Source organism: Brumimicrobium sp. (assembly GCF_048268645.1).
In the GTDB taxonomy this organism is placed as follows: domain Bacteria; phylum Bacteroidota; class Bacteroidia; order Flavobacteriales_D; family Crocinitomicaceae; genus Brumimicrobium; species Brumimicrobium ulvae.
The window spans coordinates 39,686-65,762 of the sequence record NZ_JBLWVE010000015.1; the positions used below are offsets into that span (position 1 = coordinate 39,686).

Below are 26,077 nucleotides of genomic sequence, written 5' to 3' on the forward strand. Positions count from 1 at the left end.
TTAGATTTGTGTCATTTTATTGCGTAGGTAGTGATCCAATATAGTGATAGATGCCATTGCTTCAACGATAGGCACAGCACGTGGAACAACACAAGGGTCATGACGACCTTTTCCTTTCACCTTGACTACCTCCATTTTTGAGTTCACAGAGAATTGGTCTTGCATAATCGTTGCTACTGGTTTAAATGCAACACGGAAATATATGGGAGCTCCATTTGAAATCCCCCCTTGAATTCCTCCACTGTGATTGCTTAATGTTGTTCCGTCATGCTGAATTACATCGTTGTGCTCACTTCCTTTCATTTCCACACCAGAAAATCCAGACCCATATTCAAATCCTTTCACGGCATTAATGGAAAGCATCGCTTTTCCTAAATCCGCATGTAACTTATCAAAAACAGGAGCGCCTAATCCAAGAGGTACACCATTGATTCTTGCAAACACCACCCCACCAATTGTATCTCCTGCTTTACGAACAGTTTTGATGAAATCAATCATCTTTTCAGCCACTAAAGGGTCAGGACAACGCACAGAGTTTTCTCTTCTAGGAAGAGATAAGTTTGTTAAGTCACCTTCGAGTTTTATCGGACCAACCTGAGATACAAAAGCCTCAACTTTGATTCCTAGATGGTTTAAGAATTGTTTTGCAATTGCTCCTGCAACAACTCTGCTTGCTGTTTCTCTAGCGCTAGAACGCCCTCCACCACGATAATCTCTATGACCGTATTTTTTATCATAGGTGAAATCTGCATGGGAAGGACGGTATATATTTTCAATATGACTGTAATCTTTAGATTTCTGGTTTTCATTCTCTATGACAAAGCCAATGGGCGCACCTGTTGTTTTACCCTCAAAAATTCCAGACAAAAACCTTACGGTGTCAGACTCTTTACGTTGGGTAACGATATCTGATTGTCCGGGCCTTCTTCTGTCGAGTTCTACCTGAACAGCCCTTAAATCTAAAGCGAAATTTGAAGGAACACCATCAATCACACCACCGATAGCCTCTCCATGAGACTCACCGAAAGTAGTCAGTTTAAAAGTGTGTCCTATCGAATTTCCAGCCATTCTTTTACTTTGTAATTGTCGCTTCAGTCGCTTTTAAAATGCTTCTCACCTCATCTAAGTCGATGGCTTCAGCATAAACCCTTAACACCGGTTCAGTTCCTGAAGGACGGATCATTACCCAGCTTTCGTTAGGCAAATAAAATTTAAACCCATCGATTGTTTCTACTTTTTCTACCTCATATTTTCCAAAAGAAGTATAAACGTTATTCTTACAGTTGGTAATAATTTCTTGTTTCAATGCTTCATCGATATGCAAATCACTTCTTTCGAATTTAAAAGCACCAACAATTTCGTAAACCTCATCAATCAGAGATTCAAGAGACTTACCTGATTTCGCCATAAACTCCCAGATGATCATTCCCATCCAAATTCCATCACGTTCTGGAATATGTCCTTTAGTTGCAATTCCACCAGATTCCTCACCTCCTAACAAAACATCCTCTTCAACCATGTATCCAGCAATATGCTTAAATCCAATTTGAACCGTTTTATGTTCTAATCCATAGTGTTCACACATTTTAGCAATTTTCGGTGAGCAACTAAAAGCGGTAATCACTTTTCCTGACATTCCTTTATATTTCACCATGTAATGAATCAACAAAAGAATAATATGGTGAGAATCAATAAATTCACCTTTCTTTCCGTATAAACCAATTCGGTCTGCATCTCCGTCAGTTGCCAAAGCTGCATCAATAGAACCATCTTCTTTGATGAACGCTTCAAGTTCTTTTAAGTTCTTTGCGATAGGTTCTGGAGCCTGACCTTTAAATCCTGGGTTATGCTCACAGTGTAAATAATGCATTTTTGGAAACAAAGGTTTTAATACATTTTGTCCTGAACCATACATCGCGTCAAAAGCCAAGTTTAATTCTGAATTCTTTATGGCTTCAAGGTCAAAGTTCTCTTTAACTGCATCAATATATTGAGTTTCTAAATCAACTTGAATTAAACGTCCGTCTGCAATGGCATCTTCTAAACTGATGTTTAAAACAGATGCATCAATGTGGTCTGGAATTAAGTCTTCAACTTCTTGAATTTTATCTGGCAAAAGTGGACCACCATAATTAGATTTTAATTTGTACCCTCCGTATGATGGTGGATTGTGAGAAGCAGTCAAAACCACTCCTATATTTGCTCCATACCTCTTTGTTCCCATTGAAACCATTGGTGTGGAGACAAAGCCATCAGCATAGTAAACTTTTATACCATGATTTAGATACACCTTAATGGCCGTTTCCATGAATAATCTACCATTGAAACGACAATCGTGTCCTATTACGATACTCGGTTCCTTAGACTGCTGTTTTACCCATAAGGCAGTTCCTTCTGCTACACGAGAAATATTCTTAACTGTATATGTATCTCCGATCACTGCTCTCCAGCCATCTGTTCCGAATTTTATTTGATCTATCACTTGTTTTGCTTTTTTAGATATTAGGAATGCTAAAATAATAATGTTTACTCAACTCTAAAGCATTCTGGGATATAAATCAAAGAAAATAGGTGTCTCAAAAATGAAACACCTATCACTCTTATTACAAAAATTGACTTTAGAAACAGTTCTTAAGCTTTTTCTACTTCAAATCTTTTATTTCAGATTTTCTGCTTTTTCTCTCGCCGTTTTCATAACATTATCAGCTCTTGTATTGGCTTCGTTTTCTATTTTTTGTGCTGCCTTCTCACCTTCTTCGCGAATTTTCTTGGCACTTACCTCAGCTGCTTTCTTTTCTAAAAGGTTTGATCCGGCACGATCGATAACATTTTGCGCTCTTTTATCTGCTTCACTTCTGGTTTGATCAGCAAGTTTTTTACCTTCAGCCTTGATGTTATCCGCTTGCTTTTGTGCAGCATCAATCACTTCTTGCTTTCTCTTTTCCAATTCCGCTTTTGCTTCTTCTATTTTGTCATCCACTACTGCTTTAACGCTATCCTTGGCTTCCTGAACTTTATCATCCACAAGGTCTTTAACTCCTCCCTTTATATCACCTCCAAGTTCGAGCAATTTCTCTTTAATGTTCGTTTGAATCTTTGGATCTTTCACTTTGTTAGTTACCAAAGCAGTAACTGGAATATTTGCAGGCAATTCTTTCATATTAAAACCAGGAATATTTTTCGCCTTTGCAATGGCTTGTTCAGCATACTTCAACAAACTACCAGGGATTTCTTCTTTTGGTATATTCATTTGAAGTTCATAGTCAATGTCCTGTTCGAAAGAAGTTGTTCCTCCGACTGTTGTATTGATATTCCCCAGTTTAATGTTAAAGGGTTTTACTTTTACCTTTCCATCGTTGAACTCGAAGCTTGCTTTGATATTGTCTATCGTTTGATTGCTTAACTTTTTAATTTCAATTGCATCTGCTAGCTTCTCCAAAGGTTCAAATCCTGATATTTTCACTTGATTAGAGAACAAAGAACCATTCCCTGTCAAGGTGTTATAAACAGGCTCAAAATTAGAGGTGAGATTTGTCGTCATTGAAAAATCAGAAGAAATTTTACCTTGAGCATACTTCGCCACTGGAGCCAACTTATCTATTGTCAAGAAATTTGAAGCCAATTGCTGAATATCTAATTCTTTCAGGCTATAACTAAAGTCCATTTTAGGTGTAGTTTTGTCTTGGGTATTGTATTTACCACTTAATCCAACAGTTCCTCCAAGAGTTTGCATAGTTAAGCCCTCTAAAATGGCTTCTTGATCCTTCAACAATACACGTCCTTTCAGGTGTTCAATGTTCATCCCATCGTAAATCACCTTGTTGATACTAGTGTTTAAAACGAAATCAATTTTTTCTGGAACAAGAACAGTTTCTCCCGCATCTGCAGTCGTTGTTTCTGCTGCACTAGATTCACTGGTTCCTTCAGTTGAAGCTCCCTCTTCTGAAGGCGGCATAATTTCATCTACATCCAATAGGTCAGAATGATAATTGAAAACACCTTGTAAGTCTCCATCGTTGAATAAATACCCCATGTAATTCTTCACGTCTCCGTCCATAGAGAAGTCACTTCTTCCCATTTTCGCTTTCAACTCTGCGAGTTTTAATTGCTGAGGAGAGAATTCAAAGATTAAATTTTGAATATCTACAGGAGCAGGTAAATCTTTTGATGCATAGTGCATTTCTTGCAAACGTAAAGTCCCTTTCGCATCAAACTTTTCGTATTCTTCTTTTTCCAAAGTAGACATTCTTCCCTCAATAGAAATATCTGAAGTCAATTTCCCATTGTACTCTTCACCTTCTTCTAAAGGATAGACTTGACCAATTGTAGCTAAGTCAACATTCAGGTTAAGCTTAGACTTCATGTATGGATCTGTCATCGGGTTTTTCATATAGAAATTTGCATCAATGGTATTTCCTACGAAAGTGGCTTTCAATTGATCCACATCAATCGTCATGAGGTCCAAGTTAGATCCACCAGGGAATTTAGAACCCGCAACAATACTCACATTATCAATCGTTGCTGGCATATCAGGATAAGCAATCGAAGCGCCATTTACTTTTGCTGCGAAATCCCAAGCGGGGAAACGAGAATCATCTAGCTGACCTTTCACAAAAGCATCCAAACTCAAGTTTCCTTTTGCAATCATACTTTCATATCCAGTATGGTAAAAGGCAGGAACCAAGGAAAGCAAATCTTTAAAACTTGTATTGCTGGCGATTAACTTTAAATCCATGTTGTCATGGTCTTCAAGCATTTCATAAAACCCATCAAATGAAAGTGTCAAAGCATTCAAGCTCAATTCATTTTCCTTTAAGGTAAACTTGCTACTTTCTTCTTTGAACTCCATAAGGATTTCCATATCTAAGTCTGTCTTTACTTTAGACAAATAAGACAAACCTGCCATCTTGAAACTTAACTCATCCATAGAAGTCAGCGTTTTAAAATCAATCACATCTGCGGTCATATCTCCTGAACCTGAATGATTAATATTTACTATCTCAGCAAACAAAGCAGAAAGTCGATCATCATACACGATGTTACCATCCTTAATTTCATAATACTCCAAAGAGAACTTAAATGGAGAGTCACTTGTATCTTCTCCTTCTTCAGCCATTTCTTCAGTAGACTTTACGATATCGTAATTGGCCAAACCAGATTCAAGTACTTTCACATGAATATTCGGCTCTATTAATCGCACCGAACGAACTGAGATATCCTCCATGTTGATTACACTCCAGAAATCAAGCTTCGCTTCAAAAGCTTTTAAGTCGACCAGTTTCACTCCTTCAAATTCATCTCTTCCAGTCACTGAAACGTCATCAAACACCAACTTCATTTTTGGGAAAGAAGAAAAGATCGTTAAATCGAAATCTCCAACTGCTACTTCCGCTTTTAACATTTTGTTGGCTTCTGCTAAAGCCAGTTCTTTTAACTCATCTTTAAAAAAGATAGGAATCAGGATAACCGTAATGATCATCAATAAAAAAGCTAATCCTGTATATTTCAGAATTTTTCCGAACAAAGATTTTTTCTTTTTCTCTTTTTTTGGGGACATAAATATAGTTTTACTTAGTTAAATTTTAAAATTATGCTTTAATTAGCTAAATATAAGTGAAATTTTCGATTCTAAAATCTCTTGACATATATTAACAACATGAAAAAATATTTAACCGTCTTATTCTTAATCTTCGGCATCTTCGGGAATGCTCAAATCGTTTCAAATGAAACAAAAGAAGAAGAAACACAAATAGTAAAAAAAGAAAAGCCAACAAAACCAAAACAAGGAACTGAGATTTACTTTGGGGTTAGCCCGGCCTACACCTTCCGAACCCTAGAGGTCAACGAGGGTTTATTTGGGAAATCGATTGGACACAGAGCAGACGAATCCGGAGAGTGGACCGCAGGATTTAATCTAGGAGCCCGAACTAAAATCCACGACTTCTTGAAATTGGAGATCGGTGTTGGATACGCCAGCAACAAAGAATCATTCGATTATACAAAAACGGATTCGGTATACCGTTATAACAATACTTATCGACACATCTCCTTCCCTATTCGAATAGCATATACTTTTGGAGAAGACATTTCATTCTATGGAGGCCTTGGAATAATTCCGAAAGCCTTTCTCTCAATGAAGCACGAAGAAACTGTTTTAGATCCTTTTGGAAAAGAACAAACATCGACCACAACAGAAAGAGATAAGTTCAACATGTTTCTAATCGATGCAGTTGCAACACTTGGGACACAGGTTAAACTGAACAAACATTATGGATTATTTCTAATGGTTGAAGGAAGAAGACAATTGACCAATAATTTCAATGCTCAATCTCCATACATTCGAAAAGCTTTTGCTTTAGGCTTTAACATTGGCGTAGAGGTTTACTTATAAGCACTTTCACCAAGGTATTCTACCCTTTACTCCATGCATCAAAAGCTTCGACTTGGCTTGCATTGGCTTGTTCATTCTTCTTAAGAAAATACCTTTGATAAAAGACTTTTTCTGATTTTGGAACTTGTAAAGTAAGCAAACGTCCTTTTCTATTCACAACGATTTCTTTATTCTCATCATGGAAAAACTGAATCCATCGATCGGCATCATTGCTTACCGCTACACCATTCACCGAAACGACTTTATCGCCGAGCATCATCCCAGAGACATCCAATGGAGCACCCGGATACAAAGCCACAACAACTGTTTCAGAATTCACCTCCATTGTTTTCGCCCCTAAATAAGCAGCGATGAAGCTAGAAACAGGTTCGCTGTGAATATCAACACCTAGGTACTCGAAACATTCATCAAGGAGTGTAGTATAGGTTTTTGTACCATAAACATAATCCTCAAAGAACCACTGTAGAGAAACTCCAGCGATTTTTTCTATTTCACCTTGATAGACTTCCCTTGACACTCCGATGCCTTTCGCACCAAAATCATGATACAAATTGCGCATAACATCATCTAGTCCGTGCTGATTTGAAGTATTTTTCAAGATCAGAACATCAATCATAAAAGACAAAAGACAACCTTCCGTATAGATAGACACTTTTCTACCTGGAGCACCTGCTACATATCCGTCTAACCAAGTATCAAAAGATGAAGCAGCAACAGAATAATTGAATCGCCCAAAGTTATCCATGTGACGTTGGATTTGGTTATTCATTTCTAAAAAATACTGTTCCGTATTAAACACCCCAGCCTTATAAAGCATCAAATCTCCCATGTAAGTTGTAACACCTTCCGCAATGTATCCAAGTTCAGAATAATTCTCTTGTTTAAAATCATACGGAACCATTTCCTCAGGACGAATAGACTTCACGTTCCAAGTATGGTAAAGTTCGTGAGAGCTCACCCCCAACAATTCCTTATATAATTCTTCAAAAACGGCATAACTTGGACCTAAGGTGATGACAGTAGATTTAGAATGCTCCACACCATGGTAAGTTTTATAGGGTAAGATTTGAAATAAGAAATGATATTCTTTGGTAGGGAAACTTTCAAATCGATTGACTTGTGCTTCAGTAAAAGCCTTAAAGTCTCTGATCAGTTTCTCCCAGTTTGGCTTTACAATACCATTGAACCAAATATAAAAAGTAGTTCCTTTGAATTCATAACTTGACTTTTGCAGATCTGCAGAACAGATAAAAGGACTGTCCGCCAACTCATCGTAGTTTTCCGCTACGAAGATATTGTTTTCGACCTTAAGAGAATGAGCTACCTTCCATGATTCAGGAATATTTAAGCGAACTGAAATCGGGTCATTGTATTCTTCTTCAGTAAAGAGGCAGCAATTAACCGGATTTACATACAATTGGGAAGCATCTAGGAATGTAGACCCAGCATTCATATCCGTTGCATAATAACTATATTTCACCGTAATCGTGGAACATCCTTCTGTTTGAACAATCCATGTATTTTTGTTTTCTTTTACAAACGGCAAAGCCTGTCCACTTCCGTTATGAATTTGAAAATGATTAACATTCTTTGCGAAGTCACCCAATTCATACCTTCCCGGACGCCAAGCTGGAAAAAAGACCTTGGTTTCGTTCCCAGAAACTTTTAGTTCTGCAGTAATTTGAATGTATTGTTGTTGTGGAGACTTAACGTCAAAAGTAAATTTCATGCTCAATTTTTTTTTCTTAAAGATATAAATAAATTGAATTTAAGCAGGAATATACCACAAGTAAAGCCCATCTTATTTATGCTTGAATCACGCCCAGTTCACACCATACCTTGTGACTAATCCTTAAAAAGCAATGGGTTTTCCGACAGTCCCACTCATCGATTAAACCACAACTAAACCCGACAGAAAAGAATTTATAACCCATTAAGGCAAAACATCAATTAATATTGTTATGTTTGAAACGCTAAATAACTATACTATGTACAAACTACTACTACTTTCGGGTGGCCTAATTTTGGGCACCTCTGTTTTGGGACAAATGGAATCCAAACAATACAACTACACAAAATTCAAAGACAATGTACCAAAGGTTACTGAGGAAATGTACCTCTTGACTCCAAAAGAGTATCATAACCATCCAGAATTTGGTAAAGTTGCATACAATGCACCTTGTGACAATTGTTTTGAATTGATACACAAAAGAACAGATAGCACTAAACTATATGTTGAGCACAATTCAAATGGAACACACTTTTATTCTCAAGCAATATATGGTTTGTTTCATTATGAAAAAGAGGGCCAATTATTAACCTATGATCCACGCTTGAGTCATAAAGGGAATTACATCTATCGAAGCGATAATCAAGACACACCTACTCAATTGGATATAAGCGGGAGAAACTCTTCTTTTTTCATCGGCGAAAAGGAATTGAAATTCAATAATGAATTAACACTTACCTTAATAAAAAATGATGATACAGAGGTCAATTTAGGTCAAGCAAATTGGAGCAATTATACTGTAGGAGAAGAAGGAATCTACATCACTGATGCATGGGATGGAATTGACATTACCATTTCTTATGAACTAGACAAGGTAAAAACAAACTATGTAATCAACGATGAATTAACGTATCTTGAGCAGGTGAGTTTTTTAAGATTCTCAGACAATCTAATATTACCTGAAGATTATACAATAGTAGAAGGAGATAAAGAAATGTTTGACTCCATCGGTAACAGATATGGTGAATATTACATAAGAGACGAAATCAATGTAAAGCGTTTTGAAATAGCAAAAGCTTTTGGATATGATCAGAGTGGTATTAAACAACGTTCCCCCTCTTTTTATTATGAATTAAACAATACGCAATTAGAACTATTTGTTCCAGCAGATTGGGTTATACATGAAGATGCAGTTTATCCATTAATTATTGATCCATTGGTTACTTCAACAGCTACTCAAACGAGTGGATGGATGAGTTTTCAATACAATGGAGCATTTTGTAGTAGTACTGGATCTTGTAATTATAACTTATCTGTACCAAGACCTGCTAACTCAACCATTACAGGTACTACTTTCAATGCATTTTATCAATCATTAAGTGGATATACTTGTTATTCATGCTGGTTAAATGAGGCTGGATTTAAAATCACAAGCCCATGCGGTGCATCACCAGCAGCTTCCTCATCATTTTGGAGTTGTACCGGTAGTTCTTCAGGGACATGTACAGCTACAAACATTGATGTTTTCACCGAATTAGGCAGTTGTTTAGGTGCTGCTTGTAATGGAAGCGTAACCTTTCAAATGCAAAATTCCTATTGCTATTGTTCTATAGGTGGAAATTGTGGAGACAACTGTCAATGGATGCCTAACAACACATGGTCAATGACTCTAGAAGGTCATACTCTCGAAACCCTCGGAAATCAATCCACAGGAAATGGAAGTTTAAACATCACACCTGTGAGCTGTTCTGGAGGGAACGTTACCCTTGACCCTACACCAGAGTATGGTGTTCCAGGTTATTCTTATTCATGGAGCACTGGTGCAACTACACCAACAATATCCATTCAACCTTATCCATACACAGGTCAAACCGTTGCTGTGGATGTTACAGATGCTTGTGGAGTAACACGAACTGCCCAATTCCAAATAGAATGTCCTTTGGCTGTTTCTCTAACAGCGTTTAATGTGGAGAACCTGGGTAAAAGTGTGCTCCTCGAATGGACCACAGAAACAGAGACTAACAATGACTACTTTGAAGTTTATCGTTCACAGGACGGTAAAGAATTTGAAGTTTTGGAAAAAATCAAAGGTGCAGGAAATTCAAATCAGACTTTACACTATCAATTTAAAGATGAACGTCCATTGCTTGGCGTATCCTACTATAAATTAGGAATTGTAGATATGGATGGGAATACAGAGTATACAGACATTAAAACAGTTCAAAGAAACAGTGAAAATCAGAACATTCAACTGATTCCAAACCCAGCAAAAGAAAAGGTGGCCATTGCATTTGACTTCCCCACCACAGGAGCATATCAAATTAAAATCATTGATGCCTTAGGGAAAGAAAAGTATAACAACATAAAAGAGCTAAAAAAAGGAATGCAAACCATAAATGTAGACACCAAAAGCTACGGTCAAGGCGTATATACAGTAATTATTGTTACTAAAAACAATGTTAATTCCGCGCGACTGATCATCAATTAAATTTTGAATCACACGATTAAATAAGTTAAGGTCTGCTCTATTACGGCAGGCCTTTTCTCTTTTTTAATAAGGGGTTTGACATGATTTTTCAGTATTCTTCTTAGATGTTGAAAAATTCTCAATCAATATCCGCTTTTTAAGGCTTAAATCATTAAATTCGCACTACGAAATTTTGAAAAATCTTAGAATATGAATTACGATATTATTGTTGTTGGAAGTGGACCAGGAGGATATGTTACAGCAATCCGCGCTTCACAGTTGGGATTAAAAACAGCTGTAGTAGAAAAAGAATCACTAGGTGGTGTTTGTTTGAACTGGGGTTGTATTCCAACAAAAGCATTATTGAAAAGTGCAAATGTATTTGATTACTTGAATCATGCAGAGGATTACGGAATTACAGTAAAGGATGCAAAAGCTGACTTTGGTGCAATTATTAAAAGAAGCCGTGGTGTTGCTGAAGGAATGAGTAAAGGTGTTCAATTCTTAATGAAGAAGAACAAAATTGATGTCATCAACGGATTCGGTAAAGTGATCGCTGGAAAGAAAGTTGAAGTTACTGATGACAACGGAAAGAAAGAGGTTTACGCAGCTTCGAAAGGAGTGATTATTGCTACAGGAGCACGCTCTCGTCAATTACCGAATCTTCCTCAAGATGGTAAAAATATTATTGGTTACAGAGAAGCAATGTCTTTAGAAAAGCAACCAAAGAAAATGGTTGTTGTAGGTTCTGGAGCGATCGGAATTGAGTTCGCTTATTTTTACAACTCATTAGGAACTGATGTAACAGTTGTTGAATTCCAAGACAGAATTGTTCCTGTTGAAGATAAAGATGTATCGAAAGAGTTAACTAAAAGCTTGAAAAAACAAGGCATTAAAGTAATGACGAGTTCTTCAGTTGAAAAAGTTGACGTAAAAGGCGGTAAATGTACAGCACATGTTAAAACCAAAAAAGGAGAAGAAACAATTGAATGTGATGTTGTTTTATCTGCAGTTGGTATTGAAGCAAACATTGAAGGAATTGGACTTGAGGACGTAGGAATTGCTACAGATAAAGGTAAAATTTTAGTGAATGACTACTACCAAACAAACATACCAGGTTACTATGCAATTGGAGATTGTGTTCCTGGACAAGCATTAGCTCACGTCGCAAGTGCAGAAGGAATTCTTTGTGTAGAGAAAATTGCTGGACATAATCCAGAACCTTTAGACTACAACAATATCCCAGGTTGTACTTATGCTTCACCTGAAATTTCTTCAGTTGGATATACTGAAGAGCAAGCGAAAGAAGCTGGATATGAATTGAAAATCGGAAAATTCCCTTTCTCAGCTTCTGGTAAAGCAAGTGCTGCTGGAGCAAACGAAGGATTCGTTAAATTGATTTTTGATGCTAAATACGGTGAGTTATTAGGTGGTCATATGATTGGTATGAACGTAACTGAAATGATTGCTGAATTAGTAGCAGTTAGAAAACTAGAAACAACAGGTGAAGAATTGATCAAAACTGTTCATCCTCACCCAACAATGTCAGAGGCTGTTATGGAAGCAGCTGCTGCAGCTTATGATGAAGTAATTCATTTATAAGTCGATCGACAATTATATATTGAAAAAGCGGGAAACTTAATGGTTTCCCGCTTTTCTTTTTGATTGAAATTTATCTTGCTGTATTCTAAATTGAAGAACCAAAATTAACAGAGTTGAGCTGTACCTTCAGCGCGCAATTGTATAAAACTAATAATTAAAAAAAGTACGGGTTTGAAATTTTCCACACAAACCAATTTTAGACAAGTTTTTTTCTCTTTCTTTAAAATTAAATATTGGTTTTTTACTTCTTAATAACTCTTGCATTCATCCAAACGTCATCAATTTTCATCAAAACAATATAAGTTCCAGAAGCTAGAGAGCCAGTATTCAACTCGTATAGATTTTCTTCTATTTGGAGGTGTTGAACATTCATTGTTTTCCCCATAACATTCATTATACGGACATTACTAATTTCTTTTTCTGCACGAATGGTCAGCTTTTCTTGAACAGGATTTGGATACAACTGAACTTTAAATTCTCCATTTACTTCTGGAGTAAGTCCTGCTATTCCACCCACTTGTCGATTGATTTCCAATTCACATCCATTGGCATCGGTAACAATAATATCATAAGAGCCCATGCATAAATTCTCAGCTAAAGGACCTGTTTGTCCAGGCAATTGTGTCCACGAATAAGCATAAGGCTCTACTCCTCCTCCAATAAGTAATTGAATATTACCAGTGCAATTCCCTGAATTATCAGGAGTAATGAATGAATTAAACTGCATTGCATCTGGTTGTGTTAAGGTAACACAGTAGCTATCCACCTCCCCAAGATCATCTGTAATTGTAACACAATAAGTTCCTGCTCCTAAGCCCGTTGCCGTAGCCGTAGTTTGATTCCCCGCATTATTGTCCCACTGATATGTATATGGAGCTTGACCCAAATGAGGAGTCACAGTAATTTCTCCATCAGTACTTCCAAAACATGAAGGCTTACTGACAGAAGGCACTAAAGCAAGTCCATTTTCGGTAGGATAAGTTACATCAACCTTCAATTCTACAGGTAAATGATCTGACATATAATAAAGCGCACGTACAACTGATGTAGGATACATGCTGTTAGACCCTGAAAATAAACTTGAATTAAAATGATTTCCATCATTCCCCACTGCACGGTAGCTTCCTGTTTGATACTCTACATTATCGGTGTTGTTCATCACGTTTTGAGAAACTAAAATTTGATCAAAACGGTCATCCATTCCCCCTTGTGAACCGCAATCAATGCTTTGTCCTGAACGCGTAGATTGAGTATGTAGCGCTGCATAAGAAGAACTGTTGTTCCAATTTCCAGGTTGATTGATTGGATCTTTCAATGCAAAAGTTCCTGTTGTCATGTTTTGATATCCATCATCATTTGCGCTATACACATTAAAATCCCCACAAACGAAAATGTTACGATCGCTTGGACGTCCAGCAATGTAATTCATTAATACTTGTGTTTGTGTTTCTCTTTGTGCTTCACTACTACTGTTGTTCCCGGCTTTTAAATGTGTCATATACACTTCGATAAATGTAGTATCATAATACACGTCCAAGTTTGGGTCTTTTAAATACAAAATATAGTGATCGATAGGACGAGGTAGGCTTTCCACAACATGCTGACTTTTAAGCACTAGTTTATCTGAATTATAAAACATGGCATTGTGCAAATATCCATTCCCATTAAAATTAGCGGCAATATAGTTGGTGTTTCCATTGGCGTTCAGGGCGTCTGTCAACACAGCATCAACTCCTGCTTGCGTTTGGACTTCACACGCCACAAAAATATCGGGTTGGAGGTAATCCGTAATTTTCTTTAAAGTATCTGCACGATTAGGTACAACTAGAGTGTTACCACAGTCATTTCTACCATCAGGAAAATTCAAAAGATTATACGAAACAATAGATAGGGTCTCATCTTGAGCTGAAGCGAATGTCGAAACAGCAATAAATAGGTAAAATAAATACTTCATTTTACGAAATTAAGTAAAATCACGGATTAACTTCTCAGGAGTTCATTAGAATATTGTTAATTTTTATTTTGCGTATGCTCTACCCAAATCATTTCCTCGGTGTTATATCCAATCTCATTTGCTTTTTCTAAGAATTTAGTTTTAATGTCGTCGGGAATAGTTGGAGTACGAGAAAGAATCCACAAGTATTTCAGGTTCTTTCCAGCGACTAAAGCATATTCGTAATCTCCTTCTAATGCAATCACATTATACCCTGTGTAAAAAGGACCAAAGAAGGACACTTTTAGTTGAGCTACCTCTTGATTTCCAACAAATTTTGCTTTCCCTTCAGCTGAAGTCCATTCATTCTTAAGGTAGTTAAAACCCTTATTTAAAACCTTTACAGAGCCATCTTTATTGAGCGAATATTCGGCTGTAGTGTTGATTAAATTTCTTTCAAAACGAAAATCAAAGCGTGCTATTTCATACCATTTCCCAAGGTATTTATCTATTTTAAAATGATTAACTGCCTTAGCCTTTTTTGGAATACTTGCACAACCAAACAATCCAAACAACAATACCAATAAACCGAAACCTTTCATCTGTTTTAATTTTATCGTAAAATAATAATTATCATTCAACAAGCATCCAAAAAACAGGTAGAATATTCAATTACAAAGCTGTAGGAATTGATGATTAGCTTTATGGGATAAGGAACCAATGCATAGCTACTATTTCTTTAGAATAAAAGACAAAATCACCTGTTACTCCTTTGGTTAATTATTAATTTTAGCCATTCAATCGAGAAAACAACAAGGTGAAATTAAAAAGCAGGAGAAAACTCGTCAATTATGTAAATATTCTGGATCAACCTGTTCGGTTTAATCCTTTTCTATTCAGCAGGGCCTTTTTTCTATGGGCACTTCTAGGAATAATGGGAGGTCTTATTGCAGGAATATATTGGATCGTACTTGAAATAGTCATTGGGATTTTAGGTCAATTTGAAGGATGGTTAGTCATTCCAACCATGGCTTTTTCAGGTTTTTTAGCAGGTTTGATTATACACTTTATTGGTGACCCTGGAGAAATATCTTTAATCGTTAACAACATTCGTTTTAACAAAGGAAAACTCGATCCTAAACGAAATCCATCAATGATTCTTTCTTCACTTCTATGTGTTGGTTCGGGTGGAAGTTTAGGTCCTGAAGCACCTTTGGTACAAGTTACAGGTTCAACTGGGACTTGGTTAGGAAAAGTATTTCGATTGAAAGGTGAAGAACTTCGCTCAATGAGTATTGCCGGTATGGCAGCTGGATTTACAGCTTTATTTGGCGCACCTTTGGGAGGTAGTTTATTTGCACTAGAAATACTCCACCACAAACATATTGTTCAATATTATAAAGCAATTACTCCTGCTCTTGTCTCTAGTTTATTTAGCTATATGGTCTTTGCCATTATCATAAGTCTTGGATTAGGTGCGATATGGGAGGTACCTGTTTATGAATATGAAGGTCTATTTGATTTTGGTTTAGCTGTTCTCTATGGAATAATCGCAGCGGCTATTGGATGGTATTTTATTTATTTTACACGTGGATTCAAAAAACTTTTTGAATGGAAACCTCTTCCTATTTACCTTAAAATGTTGATTGGTGGAATTCTATTGGGTTGCATTTCATTTGTCTTTCCAATCACCAGGTACTTTAGTCACCATGAGGTAAATGAACTTTTGAATACACCTTTTACCCTATCCATGTTATTGGCTATTTTATTTTTTAAAATTACTGCCATCTCTATCACTGTTACTTCTGGTTGGCGTGGAGGTTTTATTATTCCCATGTTTTTTGTGGGTGCAACGTTAGGTCTTATCATTAATGAATTGTTTCCAGACATCAATGCTTCTTTGGCCATTATTTGCTGTATGGCGGCCATAAACTCTACAGTTACAAGAACACCAATGAGTACCACAATTCTAATTGCTACATTGACAGGGTTTACCTATTTAATTCCAATTTTATTTGCAAGTCTAACTGGGTATTTTTTAGCTCCAAAAATCCCTTTTATCAAGTCACAATTGAAGGAGGAGAAGGAGGAATAAAACATAAGTCCAAATGATTCTCCGCTAGTATAGCAAAAGCTTATTATAAGATTTAGAACTAAGAATTCGAGGGAAATCAATACAGCCTTATGCTTTACACTCTTGCCCTATGCTCTTGCTCATTACTCCTTCAGCGTTCTGCGAACGTACAAACAAACCCCAATAAAATCTCTTGAAAATAAATCATCGTATTAACTCCGTCGGATTACTCCGCTGCACTACGTGATCCTTGAGGGAGGTCGTACAATAAAAATGTTTAACGGGCTATTTTTTAGCTCCAAAAATCCCTTTTATCAAGTCACAATTGAAGGAGGAGAAGGAGGAATAAAACATAAGTCCAAATGATTCTCCGCAAGTATAGCAAAAGCTTATTATAAGATTTAGAACTAAGAATTCGAGGGAAATCAATACAGCCCTATGCTTTACACTCTTGCCCTATGCTCTTGCTCATTACTCCTTCAGCGTTCTGCGAACGTACAAACAAACCCCGATAAAATCTCTTGAAAATAAATCATCGTATTAACTCCGTCGGATTACTCCGCTGCGCTACGTGATCCTTGAGGGAGGTCGTACAATAAAAATGTTTAACGTTCTGCGAACGTACAAACAAACCCCAATAAAATCTCTTGAAAATAAATTTTCAGATGATTTTACTGGGGTTTGTTTGTTTGCCTCCGGCAAACATTTTTATTGTCGGGATGAGAGGATTCGAACCTCCGCTCTCTCGCCCCCCAGACGAGCACTTTAACCGGACTAAGCTACATCCCGAAATTGATTTCGTAGGAAAGACAAATATATAATTATTATTGATTTCAAAGCTTATTTAGTCTTGATTACTTTACCTATTTGGATATCGTAAAAAATAGCTTCATTGGGTTTTACCAAATCTGTCAATCCTTCACTTCCATAGGCCTCTTTTGCTGGTATTTTAATCATTAATCGATCTCCCTCTCGACCAAAATGTAAGGCTTTGTATAGTCCGGGAACAATATTCCCATCTCCCATAACGAGTTTGAATGTCTCCCCTCTTTGATAATTATTGTCGTAACGCGGTTTACTCTCAGAACTCACCCAGTAATTGAGATAAACTTCATCCTTAAAGCCAATCGAATCTCCTGGTGATTTCAACTCGTCGTACTTCCAAATCTGTATATCATCTACTTCAACAGTTGGTTCAAACCTCTCCAATACACGTATGGATAAGATATTATTGGCGTTTGGTGGTACTATTCCTTTTATTCCTTTTTCACCTCGGGCATATTTCGCAGGTAAAAACACATCAACATCATCCCCTACACGTAATTCTTTCAATGCAATATCCCATCCTGGTGTTTGTTGATTCCAGCCTACAAGAAATGGAATAGATGTTTTTTTCACCATGTGATTCCCATCGTATATTTTTCCATTCTCTAATTTTGCTCGGTAATCTATTTTGATCATGTCACCTTTTTTCAACTTTTCGCCTTCTCCTTTTTTAAAGTAGGTTATTGTAATTCCATTCTCTAGCTTTAAAGTATCACTTGCAACTTCTGGGACTTTAACTTTGGACACCTTTAAAGTGTCCGTTTCTTTGACTTTGGAAAGTGTATCATTTTCTAGATAGTTCACCTCTTCAGCATCTTTACTATTCGTTTCTACTCCTTTGATATCGCAAGACGAAAGAGTAATCATTAATAAAACAACAAAATAAACAATCCTCATGCTTAGTAAATTTTAACCAATTCTAAATCAATAACCAACACCTCTAATGGGGGGATTTTCCTAAAATCTCCCAATAAACCATGTCCAATATGACTGGGAACAATCAACTTTGCTTTATCCCCCTCTGAAAGGTATTTTATTCCTTCCATTACTCCTGTTTCAATATCCGATTTATCCACCTTAAAAGTACTCAACTCACCTTCTTCCGATTTGTAAATCAATGAGTCGTTCAATAATCGAACTTCGAACTTTACATCTACTTGATCGTTTTCTTGAGCAGTTGGACCTTCGTGGTCTTCATATACCCAAACGCGTAATCCGGAACCGGTATCAATAACATCCCAATTCTTCCTTTGTTCTAAATAGAGTCGAATTCGAATGTCTTGTTCTCTACTTAAATTTTCATTTAAAGTGGTGGATTGTTCCTTTGTCCATTCAGGAATAAAAGGTTTTTCTTCTGGAGTTCCTTCGCAAGCAACCAAGAATAAATACAACAAACTACAGCTCAAAATAAATCGCATCATATCAATCAAATTCAGGCAATACACTTTTTATTTTAGCAATGGCTTCATCCATACTTCCTTCCCACTTCCCTCCAGAAGCGTTGGCGTGTCCTCCACCATGAAAATATGTATTGGCCATCACATTTACTGGATTATCTTCTCCTTTTGAACGGAAAGAAATTTTAATTATTCCATCACCTTCCATTAAAAATATAGATTTCCTCACCCCGATTATTGAAAGTCCAACATTGACTAATCCTTCCGTATCTCCTTTGACATAATTAAAACGTTCAAGTTCAGCTTTATTCAACCACGTTATTGCTGTTTTATGCTCATCTATGATTTCCATTTTTTCATTGATTGCATAACTTCTTAAGCGCAATTTGTCGAAGGTATTTGTATCAAAGACAGCTTCATGCACCTTATACGGTTGAACGCCTCCTTTCATTAACGTAGCAATTACCTCATGGGTATGGGCAGTAACACTAGGAAATCTAAACGAACCACTGTCCGTCATTATTCCTGTATACAATGCTTCACCGATGTTCTTATCCAATAGCTCAATATCACCTAAGGCATCAATAAAATCAACGATTAATTGTGCTGTAGAACAAGATGTAGTTTCAGAAAAAACGATATCAAATTCGTCGCTCGGATCCAAATGATGGTCGATCACGATTTTTGTAGCATTTGCATTGATCAAATCATCAGCTAATTTACCTGTTCTAGACATCGTATTGAAGTCCAAACAGAATATTAAATCAGCTTTCTGAATTTGTGATTTTACTATATCGGTATGCTCTTCAGCATTTTTAATCTCATCTATGCCTGTCATCCATTCCAAAAAATAAGGGGCTGGGTCGGGATGACAAACATTCACCTCAAAACCTTTTTTTTGCAAGTAATGATAAAGTCCGATGGAACTTCCTATTGAATCTCCATCTGGAGATCTGTGGGCTACAATAACTATCTTTTTAGAAGTGGATAATACTTTTTTCACTTGAGCAATAGCTTGCTCATTAAATGTTTGCATAAATAAAATTTAAATAACCTATCTTAAACCTAACTTTTGGGTTTTCTTGGCTTCCACTAAAACAACAGCACATTGAACCAATCCAGCACCATCGTTTCCTTTAACCTCAACACGAATGGTTAGGCGTTGCATTCGGTCAGACAAAAAGATTGCTTCTTCTTCCGCAGTTGCTGTTCGACTGTCATAAAGAATCACTTCTGAGGATTTATAGCTTACTCTTCCATTTTCCTCAACTTTATTTACTTCCTTCCCTACTACTTGAAAATCCACATTGTCTGCAGAAAAATCTTCCACCCCAGCTACAGCTTGTATACGGTATTTGATTCCACTTTGAAGAATAAACCTCATTTCATAGGTATCTCCTGGACGCAATTGTCCAGATTTAGATTGAGAATTTTCTCCCCAACCATTTTTTGAATCTACTGAAATAACTTTACTAGCTTGTGGACATTGAGAAAATAAATATCCTGCAGATAAAGTCGCTACGACGGTAAGTATATTGATTAATTTAAACATAATATTTTCTTTTTATGAGATTATAGATGTTCTTATTTTTACAATTAAAGATTTCATTTCTGTAAATGAATCTTCAGTAAATAGACAGGATAAACCACCGTTTAGCATGACAGTTCCTTCATCTTTATTCACTTTCAAATTAGTTTCTTCACAATCCATAGCATCATAAGCATTTTGGATTTCATTAAGGTAAGCCAACACCGGCTGAACACGATCGTCTTCGGCGTAAGTTTCAACAAAACCTGTTAGATTTTCTAAAACATAACGCTGGTCGATAATATACTCCTCAATTTCAAAGTTTTGATCGTAATTTCCAGCTGAATGGAAAAGAATATGCATTGTTTCTATCCAAGCACCGCTCAAAATCAATGACAATTCCACACCTTTCTCGTTTTCAATCAATTGATCAAAAACAGAAATATAGTTTTGCGATGAAATTTCAAACAGCTTTTCACTATCTGCTCCCGCTTCCTCAACTTGTTTGATTAATTCCTCACCATACACCTTTGTAATATCAATGTCTTGTCCTAATTTATCTAATGTTGAGACGTAGTTCAAGAACACACTTTTTCCTTGTTCGTATCGCATTAAGTAGGCAGCATCGGAAATATAAACACCGAAATTAAGTGCTTTTTTATCTGCTGTAGCATAGTTAGAAGATTGAGAAAGATCATTCACTATCGTTGGGTCAACTTTCTCACTTAATGAACGCAGTAAATCATATTGCTCATTTGGTGAAGGAATAGAATAAACGATTTCATTTTTTGGTTCCTCTTTTTCAGACTCCATTTCTGTTAATGTATCTGAAACATCTTTGACCTCTTTTTCTTCAGAATTACAGGAAGTAAATACTATCAGTAAAATTGAGGATAGGTAGACTGTTCTTTTTAACATAAGTTATACGTTTTATATATTGATCAAATTTAATTAATTTATTAGAAGATCGCCAACTTATCACCTTATTGTTTAGAAATCAGCTCTATTCCTTCTAATTCTTTCTCCATTTGACCCCTTAAATTACTGGTTACTGTGGTCAATGGCAAGCGAACGGTATCGCTACAAATATTTAATAAATCAAGACAACACTTTATCCCTGATGGATTTCCTTCAGCAAAGAATTGGTGGGTAATGTCCAACATTTCAAAATGATGCTTTTTGGCCTTTGCCAAATCACCTTCAAATGTAGCATTCATCATCGATGAGAATTCTTTCGGCAATGCATTTGCAACGACCGAGATCACACCATGTCCACCCATCGCAGCAATAGGCATTGCAAGTGCATCTTCTCCAGACAATACTGCGAAATCTTGAGGTGCATTTTTCAAAATTTGCATGACCTGGTCCATATTTCCGGATGCTTCTTTTACACCAACAATGTTCTCTACTTTTGACAATGCTAGAGTGGTTTCTGCAGTCATATTACTCGATGTTCTTCCCGGAACATTGTAGAGAATAATTGGTTTTTTAGAAACTTTTGCGATGGCCTCAAAATGAGCGATAATTCCACGTTGACTCGGTTTATTATAATGTGGTGATGCGCTTAAAAATCCATCAACTCCATCGTTATCAAACGTTGAAAAGACTTTAACCAAAGCTGCTGTATTGTTATCTGCCAACCCTAAAACAACAGGTACTCTCCCTTTATTTTCTTCGATAACAATAGCTAGTACACGTTCTTTTTCATCTGTTGTTAAGGTAGCTGTTTCGCCAGTTGTCCCTTGAACGACTAAAAAATCAGTTCCATTATCAATTTGATAATTAACCAATTTACGAAGTCCACTTTCATCTATACTTCCATTGGTATTAAATGGAGTGACAAGCGCAACTCCTGTTCCTTTAAATTGCATTACAGTTGAATTTTAGTTAAATAATTATTTATTTGCTTAAAGAATACTCCGCTATTCAATTCGGCTCCTTTAAAAGTTATGTCAAATCTAGGCAAAGATTCTTTGTCCATGCCAATACTCATCAATTTAGAGTGTTTGATTACTTTATTCAATAAAGAATTAGATTCTTCCATGGCGACAATCAAAACCCCATTTTTCTCATTGATCAATAATCCCCTCAATTCTGGTGTTTTTATTTTCCCAAACAGCGAAAAATCTTTTTTAGATAGGTAATTTACACTGGGCATTTGAGGTAATTCTTCAATCAGCTTAGGTTGATCAACACAAATAAGGTAAAACACCGTGTTGTTTCCAGTGATGTTTTTTTCAAGCGTTGATTTTAAATGTTGAAAATCATCTTTCCCCTTCCAACTGCTAAGAATTACAAGTTTTTTTCCCATCTTACTGAATCATTTGAATAAATTCGTCTTCGCTCAATATTTCAATCCCTAATTTTTCTGCTTTTTCAAGTTTTGCAGGCCCCATATTATCACCGGCAACAATAAATGATGTTTTAGATGAAATACTGCCTACGTTTTTCCCTCCATTTGCTTCAATGGCTTCTTTCAACTCTTTCCTCGAAAGGGTGTGGAATACTCCTGATACAACAATTGATTTCCCTTGAAGTACAGAACTTGCTAATTCTTTTTCTTCGATTTCAAATTGAAGTCCAGCCGCTTTTAAACCATTTACAATTTCCAAGTTTTCCTCTTGCTGAAAATGATGTTGAATAGCAATTGCAATCTTCTCACCTACTTCATCAATCTCGATTAAAGTATCGTAAGAAGCTTTCATGATCGCATCAATATTTTTGAGTGCCTTGGCTATCTTCTTAGCTACAGTTTCCCCGACATGTCGAATTCCCAATGCAAAAAGAACCCTTTCAAAAGGAATGTTCTTAGATGCTTCTAGTCCTTCCAATAAGTTATTGGCCGATTTATCCCCCATTCTTTCTAAACTAACAATTTGATCGAAGGTCAAGGAATACAAATCTGAACTATTGTGAATCAGCCCTTCACTAAACAATTGCTCTACCGTTTCAGTTCCTATCCCTTCAATATTCATTGCTTTTCTAGAAATGAAATGAATAATTCTCCCTGTAATTTGCGGCGGACAACCCAAGTCATTCGGACAATAATGATGCGCTTCCCCATCTAATCTTTGCAATGGAGTTTCACATTCTGGACAATTTGAAATAAACTTAAACTTTTGAGCGTTCTCAGCACGCTGTGTTAAATCTACCCCAACAATTTTAGGGATAATTTCTCCTCCTTTTTCAACAAACACTGTATCATTTTCATGAAGGTCTAACTTGTTCATTTGATCTTCATTGTATAAAGAAGCACGTCGAACAATAGTTCCCCCCAAAGCTACAGCAGAAAGATTTGCAACTGGAGTTACCGCTCCTGTTCTCCCCACTTGGTAACTTACTGATTCCAAGGTTGCGCTTGCTTGTTCGGTCTTAAACTTATAAGCAATGGCCCAACGCGGTGATTTTGCAGTATTCCCTAGTTCTTCTTGTTGACTATAATCATCAACTTTAATGACTACCCCATCAATTTCAAAAGGCAATTCTGCACGGTGCTCATCCCAATAATGAATAAACTCCATGATTCCTTCAATAGAATCTGTTTTCTTTAAATACTTTTTCTCTGGCGTAGGAATTTTAAATCCCCATTCACCAGCATTCAACACACTATTATAATGACCTTCTGCAGGTAAATCTGTTCCATACACTCCATATAAAAAGCAATCAAGACCTCTTTGTGCGACTGTACTTGAATCCAAAAGTTTCAAAGTCCCAGAAGCTGTATTTCTTGGATTAGCAAATAATTCTTCTCCATTTTCTTCTCTTGACTTATTCAAGGCATTGAAAGCATCAAGCGGGAAGAATATTTCTCCTCTAATTTCGAAAACATCAGGGTACTTCCCTTTTAACCTTAAAGGAATTGTGCGAATGGTTTTAACATTGGTAGAAACATCCTCTCCTTGGGTTCCGTCTCCTCTAGTAATGGCTTGAACAAAAGCACCATTTTCGTAGCGAATTCCAATAGCAACACCATCGTATTTCAATTCACAGACGTAGTTAATTTTACCATTCACTAATTTTTTCACCCTATTTTCCCACTCCACAATTTCTTCTTCTGAATAGGTATTTGAAAGGGAGAGCATAGGATACTCATGCTTTACGGTATTGAATTTCTTAGTAATGTCTCCTCCTACACGTTTGGTTGGACTATTAGGCAAAGCTAAGGCTGGAAATTTAGCTTCTAAATCCTGCAGTTCTTTTAAACGGGTATCATATTCAAAATCTGAAACTTCAGAAGTATTTTCGATATAATATTGATGGTTATAATGATTTAGTTCTTTCGATAAATCTTCAATACGTTTTTCAGCTTCCTCTTTTTTCATATCTATTAAAATTGAGCGTGAACCATGCGGTCTTTACCTTGTAAATCTTTTTTAACTGTTACTTTTGAAAACCCATAATCTTTCAAGAAGCTTTTTATTTCCTCGGACAGCTTTTCATGAATTTCAAAAAACAAACTTCCTTTGGGGACCAAGTGGTCTTTAGCATATAAAGCAATAACCTTATAAAACAGCAAAGGATTATCATTGGGAACAAACAGAGCTGTATCAGGCTCATGATCTACCACATGATCTTTCATTTCTGCTTTTTCATCAATGGGAATATAGGGAGGATTAGAAACAATCACATCCCACTTATAATTGTTATATGCATTTAGATTCATTGCATTTGCGAAGTCAAACCTAACTTCTAAGTCAAGTAATTCAGCATTTTCCCTGGCCAAATCCAAAGCAAATTGTATCACATCAACCCCTGAGACATTACTATCGGGAAGATTCTCCTTCAATGCCAAGGGGATACACCCTGACCCCGTTCCAACATCAAGAATTTTAGGACTTCTGCCTTTCCATATTTCAAGAATCCATTGGACGAGTTCCTCTGTTTCGGGCCGTGGAATAAGTGCACGTTTATCAATTTTTAAATCCAATCCATAAAAATGAACTGTTCCCAACACATACTGCACAGGTTTTCCTTTGTTAATTTCAGCGATAGAGTTCTTTAACACCTCAACAATTTCACTTGGCACTTCTTCATCCTTTTTGATCAGCAGGTCTGCTGCTTCAAGCTTCAAATGATGCATGAGGAACATCTTCCCAATTTGCTTTTTTTCACGAGGCGTAAAAGTATCGCTCAGTTCTTCACTGAATTTTAATAACATTTCATTTACCGTGTTCATATATTTCATCCTTTGTGCAAAAGTAGTAATAAATAAAGGAGCCTAAGCCTTAAATTTATCACAAATTAACCCTAGATTTGCGTATATTAAAATTTTGTCAAAATTCGCTATGGATATAAAAACAATGGAGCAATATGCTTCACAAACGAGAAGAGATATAGTAAGAATGGTTGCAGCCGTTAGCTCTGGTCACCCTGGAGGCTCACTTGGATGTGCTGACTTCTTTACTGTAATGTATCACAGGATCTTAAAACATGACCCAGAAAACTTTACCATGGACGGTAAAAATGAAGATTTATTCTTCCTTTCAAATGGTCATATTTCTCCAGTTTGGTACAGTACCTTAGCACATGCAAAATACTTTCCAGTTTCAGAACTAGCTACTTTTAGAAAGTTAAATTCACGTTTACAAGGTCACCCGAGTATTGATAAAGGACTACCTGGAATTCGTGCTGCTTCTGGATCATTAGGTCAAGGACTCTCAATGGCAATTGGTGCTGCAGTTACAAAAAAGCTAAACAATGACGATCGTTATGTTTATGTTTTGATGGGTGATGGTGAGCTTCAAGAAGGTCAAATTTGGGAAGCAGCTTTATATGCAGCAGCCAACAAAGTTGATCATGTAATTGCTACTGTAGATTATAATGGTCGTCAGATCGATGGTGACGTTGAAGATGTTTTATCATTGGGGAATTTGAAACAGAAATGGCAAGCTTTTGGTTGGGAAACTCTAGAAGTAGATGGTCATAACATGGAAGAACTCGTTGCTGTATATGAAAAAGCAAAATCTTTAGCTGGTAATGGAAAGCCCATCATGGTTTTAATGAAAACAGAAATGGGTCAAGGTGTTGACTACATGATGGGAACACACAAATGGCATGGATCTGCGCCAAATGCAGAACAACTTGAAAGTGCATTGAACCAACTGGAAGAAACTTTAGGGGACTATTAAGCC

At 36.5% G+C, this 26,077-nt stretch carries 20 protein-coding genes and 1 tRNA gene; 5 read left to right on the forward strand and 16 right to left on the reverse strand.

Features of this window, described 5'->3' with window-relative positions; all coding sequences use genetic code 11:
- From aroC to ACN0U3_RS11530, 3 genes are all read right to left on the reverse strand, one after another.
- Window positions 1–1,068 carry a chorismate synthase gene (aroC, locus tag ACN0U3_RS11520; protein ID WP_417266334.1) on the reverse strand — a complete coding sequence of 356 codons (1,068 nt, stop codon included), beginning with the start codon at window positions 1,066–1,068 and terminating at the stop codon, window positions 1–3.
- Between the two features lie 4 nt (window positions 1,069–1,072).
- Window positions 1,073–2,482, reverse strand: a complete 1,410-nt coding sequence (locus tag ACN0U3_RS11525) for a phosphoglucomutase/phosphomannomutase family protein (protein ID WP_417266335.1) — start codon at window positions 2,480–2,482, stop codon at window positions 1,073–1,075.
- A gap of 174 nt (window positions 2,483–2,656) precedes the next feature.
- Window positions 2,657–5,557 carry an AsmA-like C-terminal region-containing protein gene (locus tag ACN0U3_RS11530; RefSeq protein WP_417266336.1) on the reverse strand — a complete coding sequence of 967 codons (2,901 nt, stop codon included), beginning with the start codon at window positions 5,555–5,557 and terminating at the stop codon, window positions 2,657–2,659.
- Window positions 5,558–5,656: 99 nt separating this feature from the next.
- On the opposite strand from ACN0U3_RS11530, the gene ACN0U3_RS11535 reads away from it, so the two are divergent.
- Window positions 5,657–6,391 (forward strand): hypothetical protein, encoded by a 735-nt coding sequence (locus tag ACN0U3_RS11535; RefSeq protein ID WP_417266337.1) that lies wholly within the window; start codon window positions 5,657–5,659, stop codon window positions 6,389–6,391.
- 19 nt (window positions 6,392–6,410) lie between these two features.
- Here ACN0U3_RS11535 and ACN0U3_RS11540 read toward each other — a convergent pair whose 3' ends face one another.
- Window positions 6,411–8,120: a M61 family metallopeptidase gene (locus tag ACN0U3_RS11540; RefSeq protein WP_417266338.1), complete on the reverse strand. Its 1,710-nt coding sequence runs from the start codon at window positions 8,118–8,120 to the stop codon at window positions 6,411–6,413.
- A gap of 259 nt (window positions 8,121–8,379) precedes the next feature.
- Between ACN0U3_RS11540 and ACN0U3_RS11545 the strand changes: the two genes are divergently transcribed.
- A complete protein-coding gene (locus tag ACN0U3_RS11545; protein ID WP_417266339.1) occupies window positions 8,380–10,608 on the forward strand; it encodes a T9SS type A sorting domain-containing protein in 2,229 nt (742 codons plus the stop codon).
- A gap of 189 nt (window positions 10,609–10,797) precedes the next feature.
- Window positions 10,798–12,189, forward strand: a complete 1,392-nt coding sequence (gene lpdA, locus ACN0U3_RS11550) for a dihydrolipoyl dehydrogenase (RefSeq protein ID WP_299207275.1) — start codon at window positions 10,798–10,800, stop codon at window positions 12,187–12,189.
- A 241-nt stretch (window positions 12,190–12,430) separates the two neighbouring features.
- Here the strand turns inward: lpdA and ACN0U3_RS11555 are convergent, their stop codons facing one another.
- Window positions 12,431–14,143: a T9SS type A sorting domain-containing protein gene (locus ACN0U3_RS11555; protein WP_417266340.1), complete on the reverse strand. Its 1,713-nt coding sequence runs from the start codon at window positions 14,141–14,143 to the stop codon at window positions 12,431–12,433.
- A 56-nt stretch (window positions 14,144–14,199) separates the two neighbouring features.
- Window positions 14,200–14,724 (reverse strand): lipocalin family protein, encoded by a 525-nt coding sequence (locus ACN0U3_RS11560; protein WP_417266341.1) that lies wholly within the window; start codon window positions 14,722–14,724, stop codon window positions 14,200–14,202.
- Window positions 14,725–14,939: 215 nt separating this feature from the next.
- Between ACN0U3_RS11560 and ACN0U3_RS11565 the strand changes: the two genes are divergently transcribed.
- Window positions 14,940–16,217: a chloride channel protein gene (locus tag ACN0U3_RS11565; protein ID WP_417266342.1), complete on the forward strand. Its 1,278-nt coding sequence runs from the start codon at window positions 14,940–14,942 to the stop codon at window positions 16,215–16,217.
- Between the two features lie 693 nt (window positions 16,218–16,910).
- Here the strand turns inward: ACN0U3_RS11565 and ACN0U3_RS11570 are convergent.
- The 10 genes from ACN0U3_RS11570 to prmC form a co-directional block, all read right to left on the reverse strand.
- Window positions 16,911–16,985: transfer RNA gene (locus ACN0U3_RS11570), tRNA-Pro, on the reverse strand.
- 51 nt (window positions 16,986–17,036) lie between these two features.
- Window positions 17,037–17,918, reverse strand: coding sequence for an FKBP-type peptidyl-prolyl cis-trans isomerase (locus tag ACN0U3_RS11575; protein WP_417266343.1), 882 nt, complete (start codon window positions 17,916–17,918; stop codon window positions 17,037–17,039).
- 2 nt (window positions 17,919–17,920) lie between these two features.
- On the reverse strand, window positions 17,921–18,442 hold the full coding sequence (locus tag ACN0U3_RS11580; RefSeq protein ID WP_417266344.1) for an FKBP-type peptidyl-prolyl cis-trans isomerase: 522 nt from the start codon (window positions 18,440–18,442) through the stop codon (window positions 17,921–17,923).
- Window position 18,443: 1 nt separating this feature from the next.
- A complete protein-coding gene (locus ACN0U3_RS11585) occupies window positions 18,444–19,454 on the reverse strand; it encodes a DHH family phosphoesterase (RefSeq protein WP_417266345.1) in 1,011 nt (336 codons plus the stop codon).
- Window positions 19,455–19,472: 18 nt separating this feature from the next.
- Window positions 19,473–19,970 carry a hypothetical protein gene (locus tag ACN0U3_RS11590; protein WP_299207631.1) on the reverse strand — a complete coding sequence of 166 codons (498 nt, stop codon included), beginning with the start codon at window positions 19,968–19,970 and terminating at the stop codon, window positions 19,473–19,475.
- 12 nt (window positions 19,971–19,982) lie between these two features.
- A complete protein-coding gene (locus ACN0U3_RS11595; protein ID WP_417266346.1) occupies window positions 19,983–20,864 on the reverse strand; it encodes a hypothetical protein in 882 nt (293 codons plus the stop codon).
- Window positions 20,865–20,929: 65 nt separating this feature from the next.
- A complete protein-coding gene (gene dapA / locus ACN0U3_RS11600; protein WP_417266347.1) occupies window positions 20,930–21,817 on the reverse strand; it encodes a 4-hydroxy-tetrahydrodipicolinate synthase in 888 nt (295 codons plus the stop codon).
- A complete protein-coding gene (locus tag ACN0U3_RS11605; RefSeq protein WP_417266348.1) occupies window positions 21,817–22,257 on the reverse strand; it encodes a DUF6913 domain-containing protein in 441 nt (146 codons plus the stop codon). The genes dapA and ACN0U3_RS11605 overlap by 1 nt, the downstream gene beginning before the upstream one ends.
- Window position 22,258: 1 nt before the next feature.
- Entirely contained in the window at window positions 22,259–24,268 is a 2,010-nt protein-coding gene (gene ligA / locus ACN0U3_RS11610; RefSeq protein WP_417266349.1) for an NAD-dependent DNA ligase LigA, read from the reverse strand.
- Between the two features lie 5 nt (window positions 24,269–24,273).
- Window positions 24,274–25,131 (reverse strand): peptide chain release factor N(5)-glutamine methyltransferase, encoded by an 858-nt coding sequence (gene prmC, locus ACN0U3_RS11615; protein WP_417266350.1) that lies wholly within the window; start codon window positions 25,129–25,131, stop codon window positions 24,274–24,276.
- A gap of 100 nt (window positions 25,132–25,231) precedes the next feature.
- Here prmC and ACN0U3_RS11620 point away from each other — a divergent pair, with 100 nt between their 5' ends.
- Window positions 25,232–26,074, forward strand: coding sequence for a transketolase (locus ACN0U3_RS11620; RefSeq protein WP_417266351.1), 843 nt, complete (start codon window positions 25,232–25,234; stop codon window positions 26,072–26,074).
- Window positions 26,075–26,077: the final 3 nt, after the last annotated feature.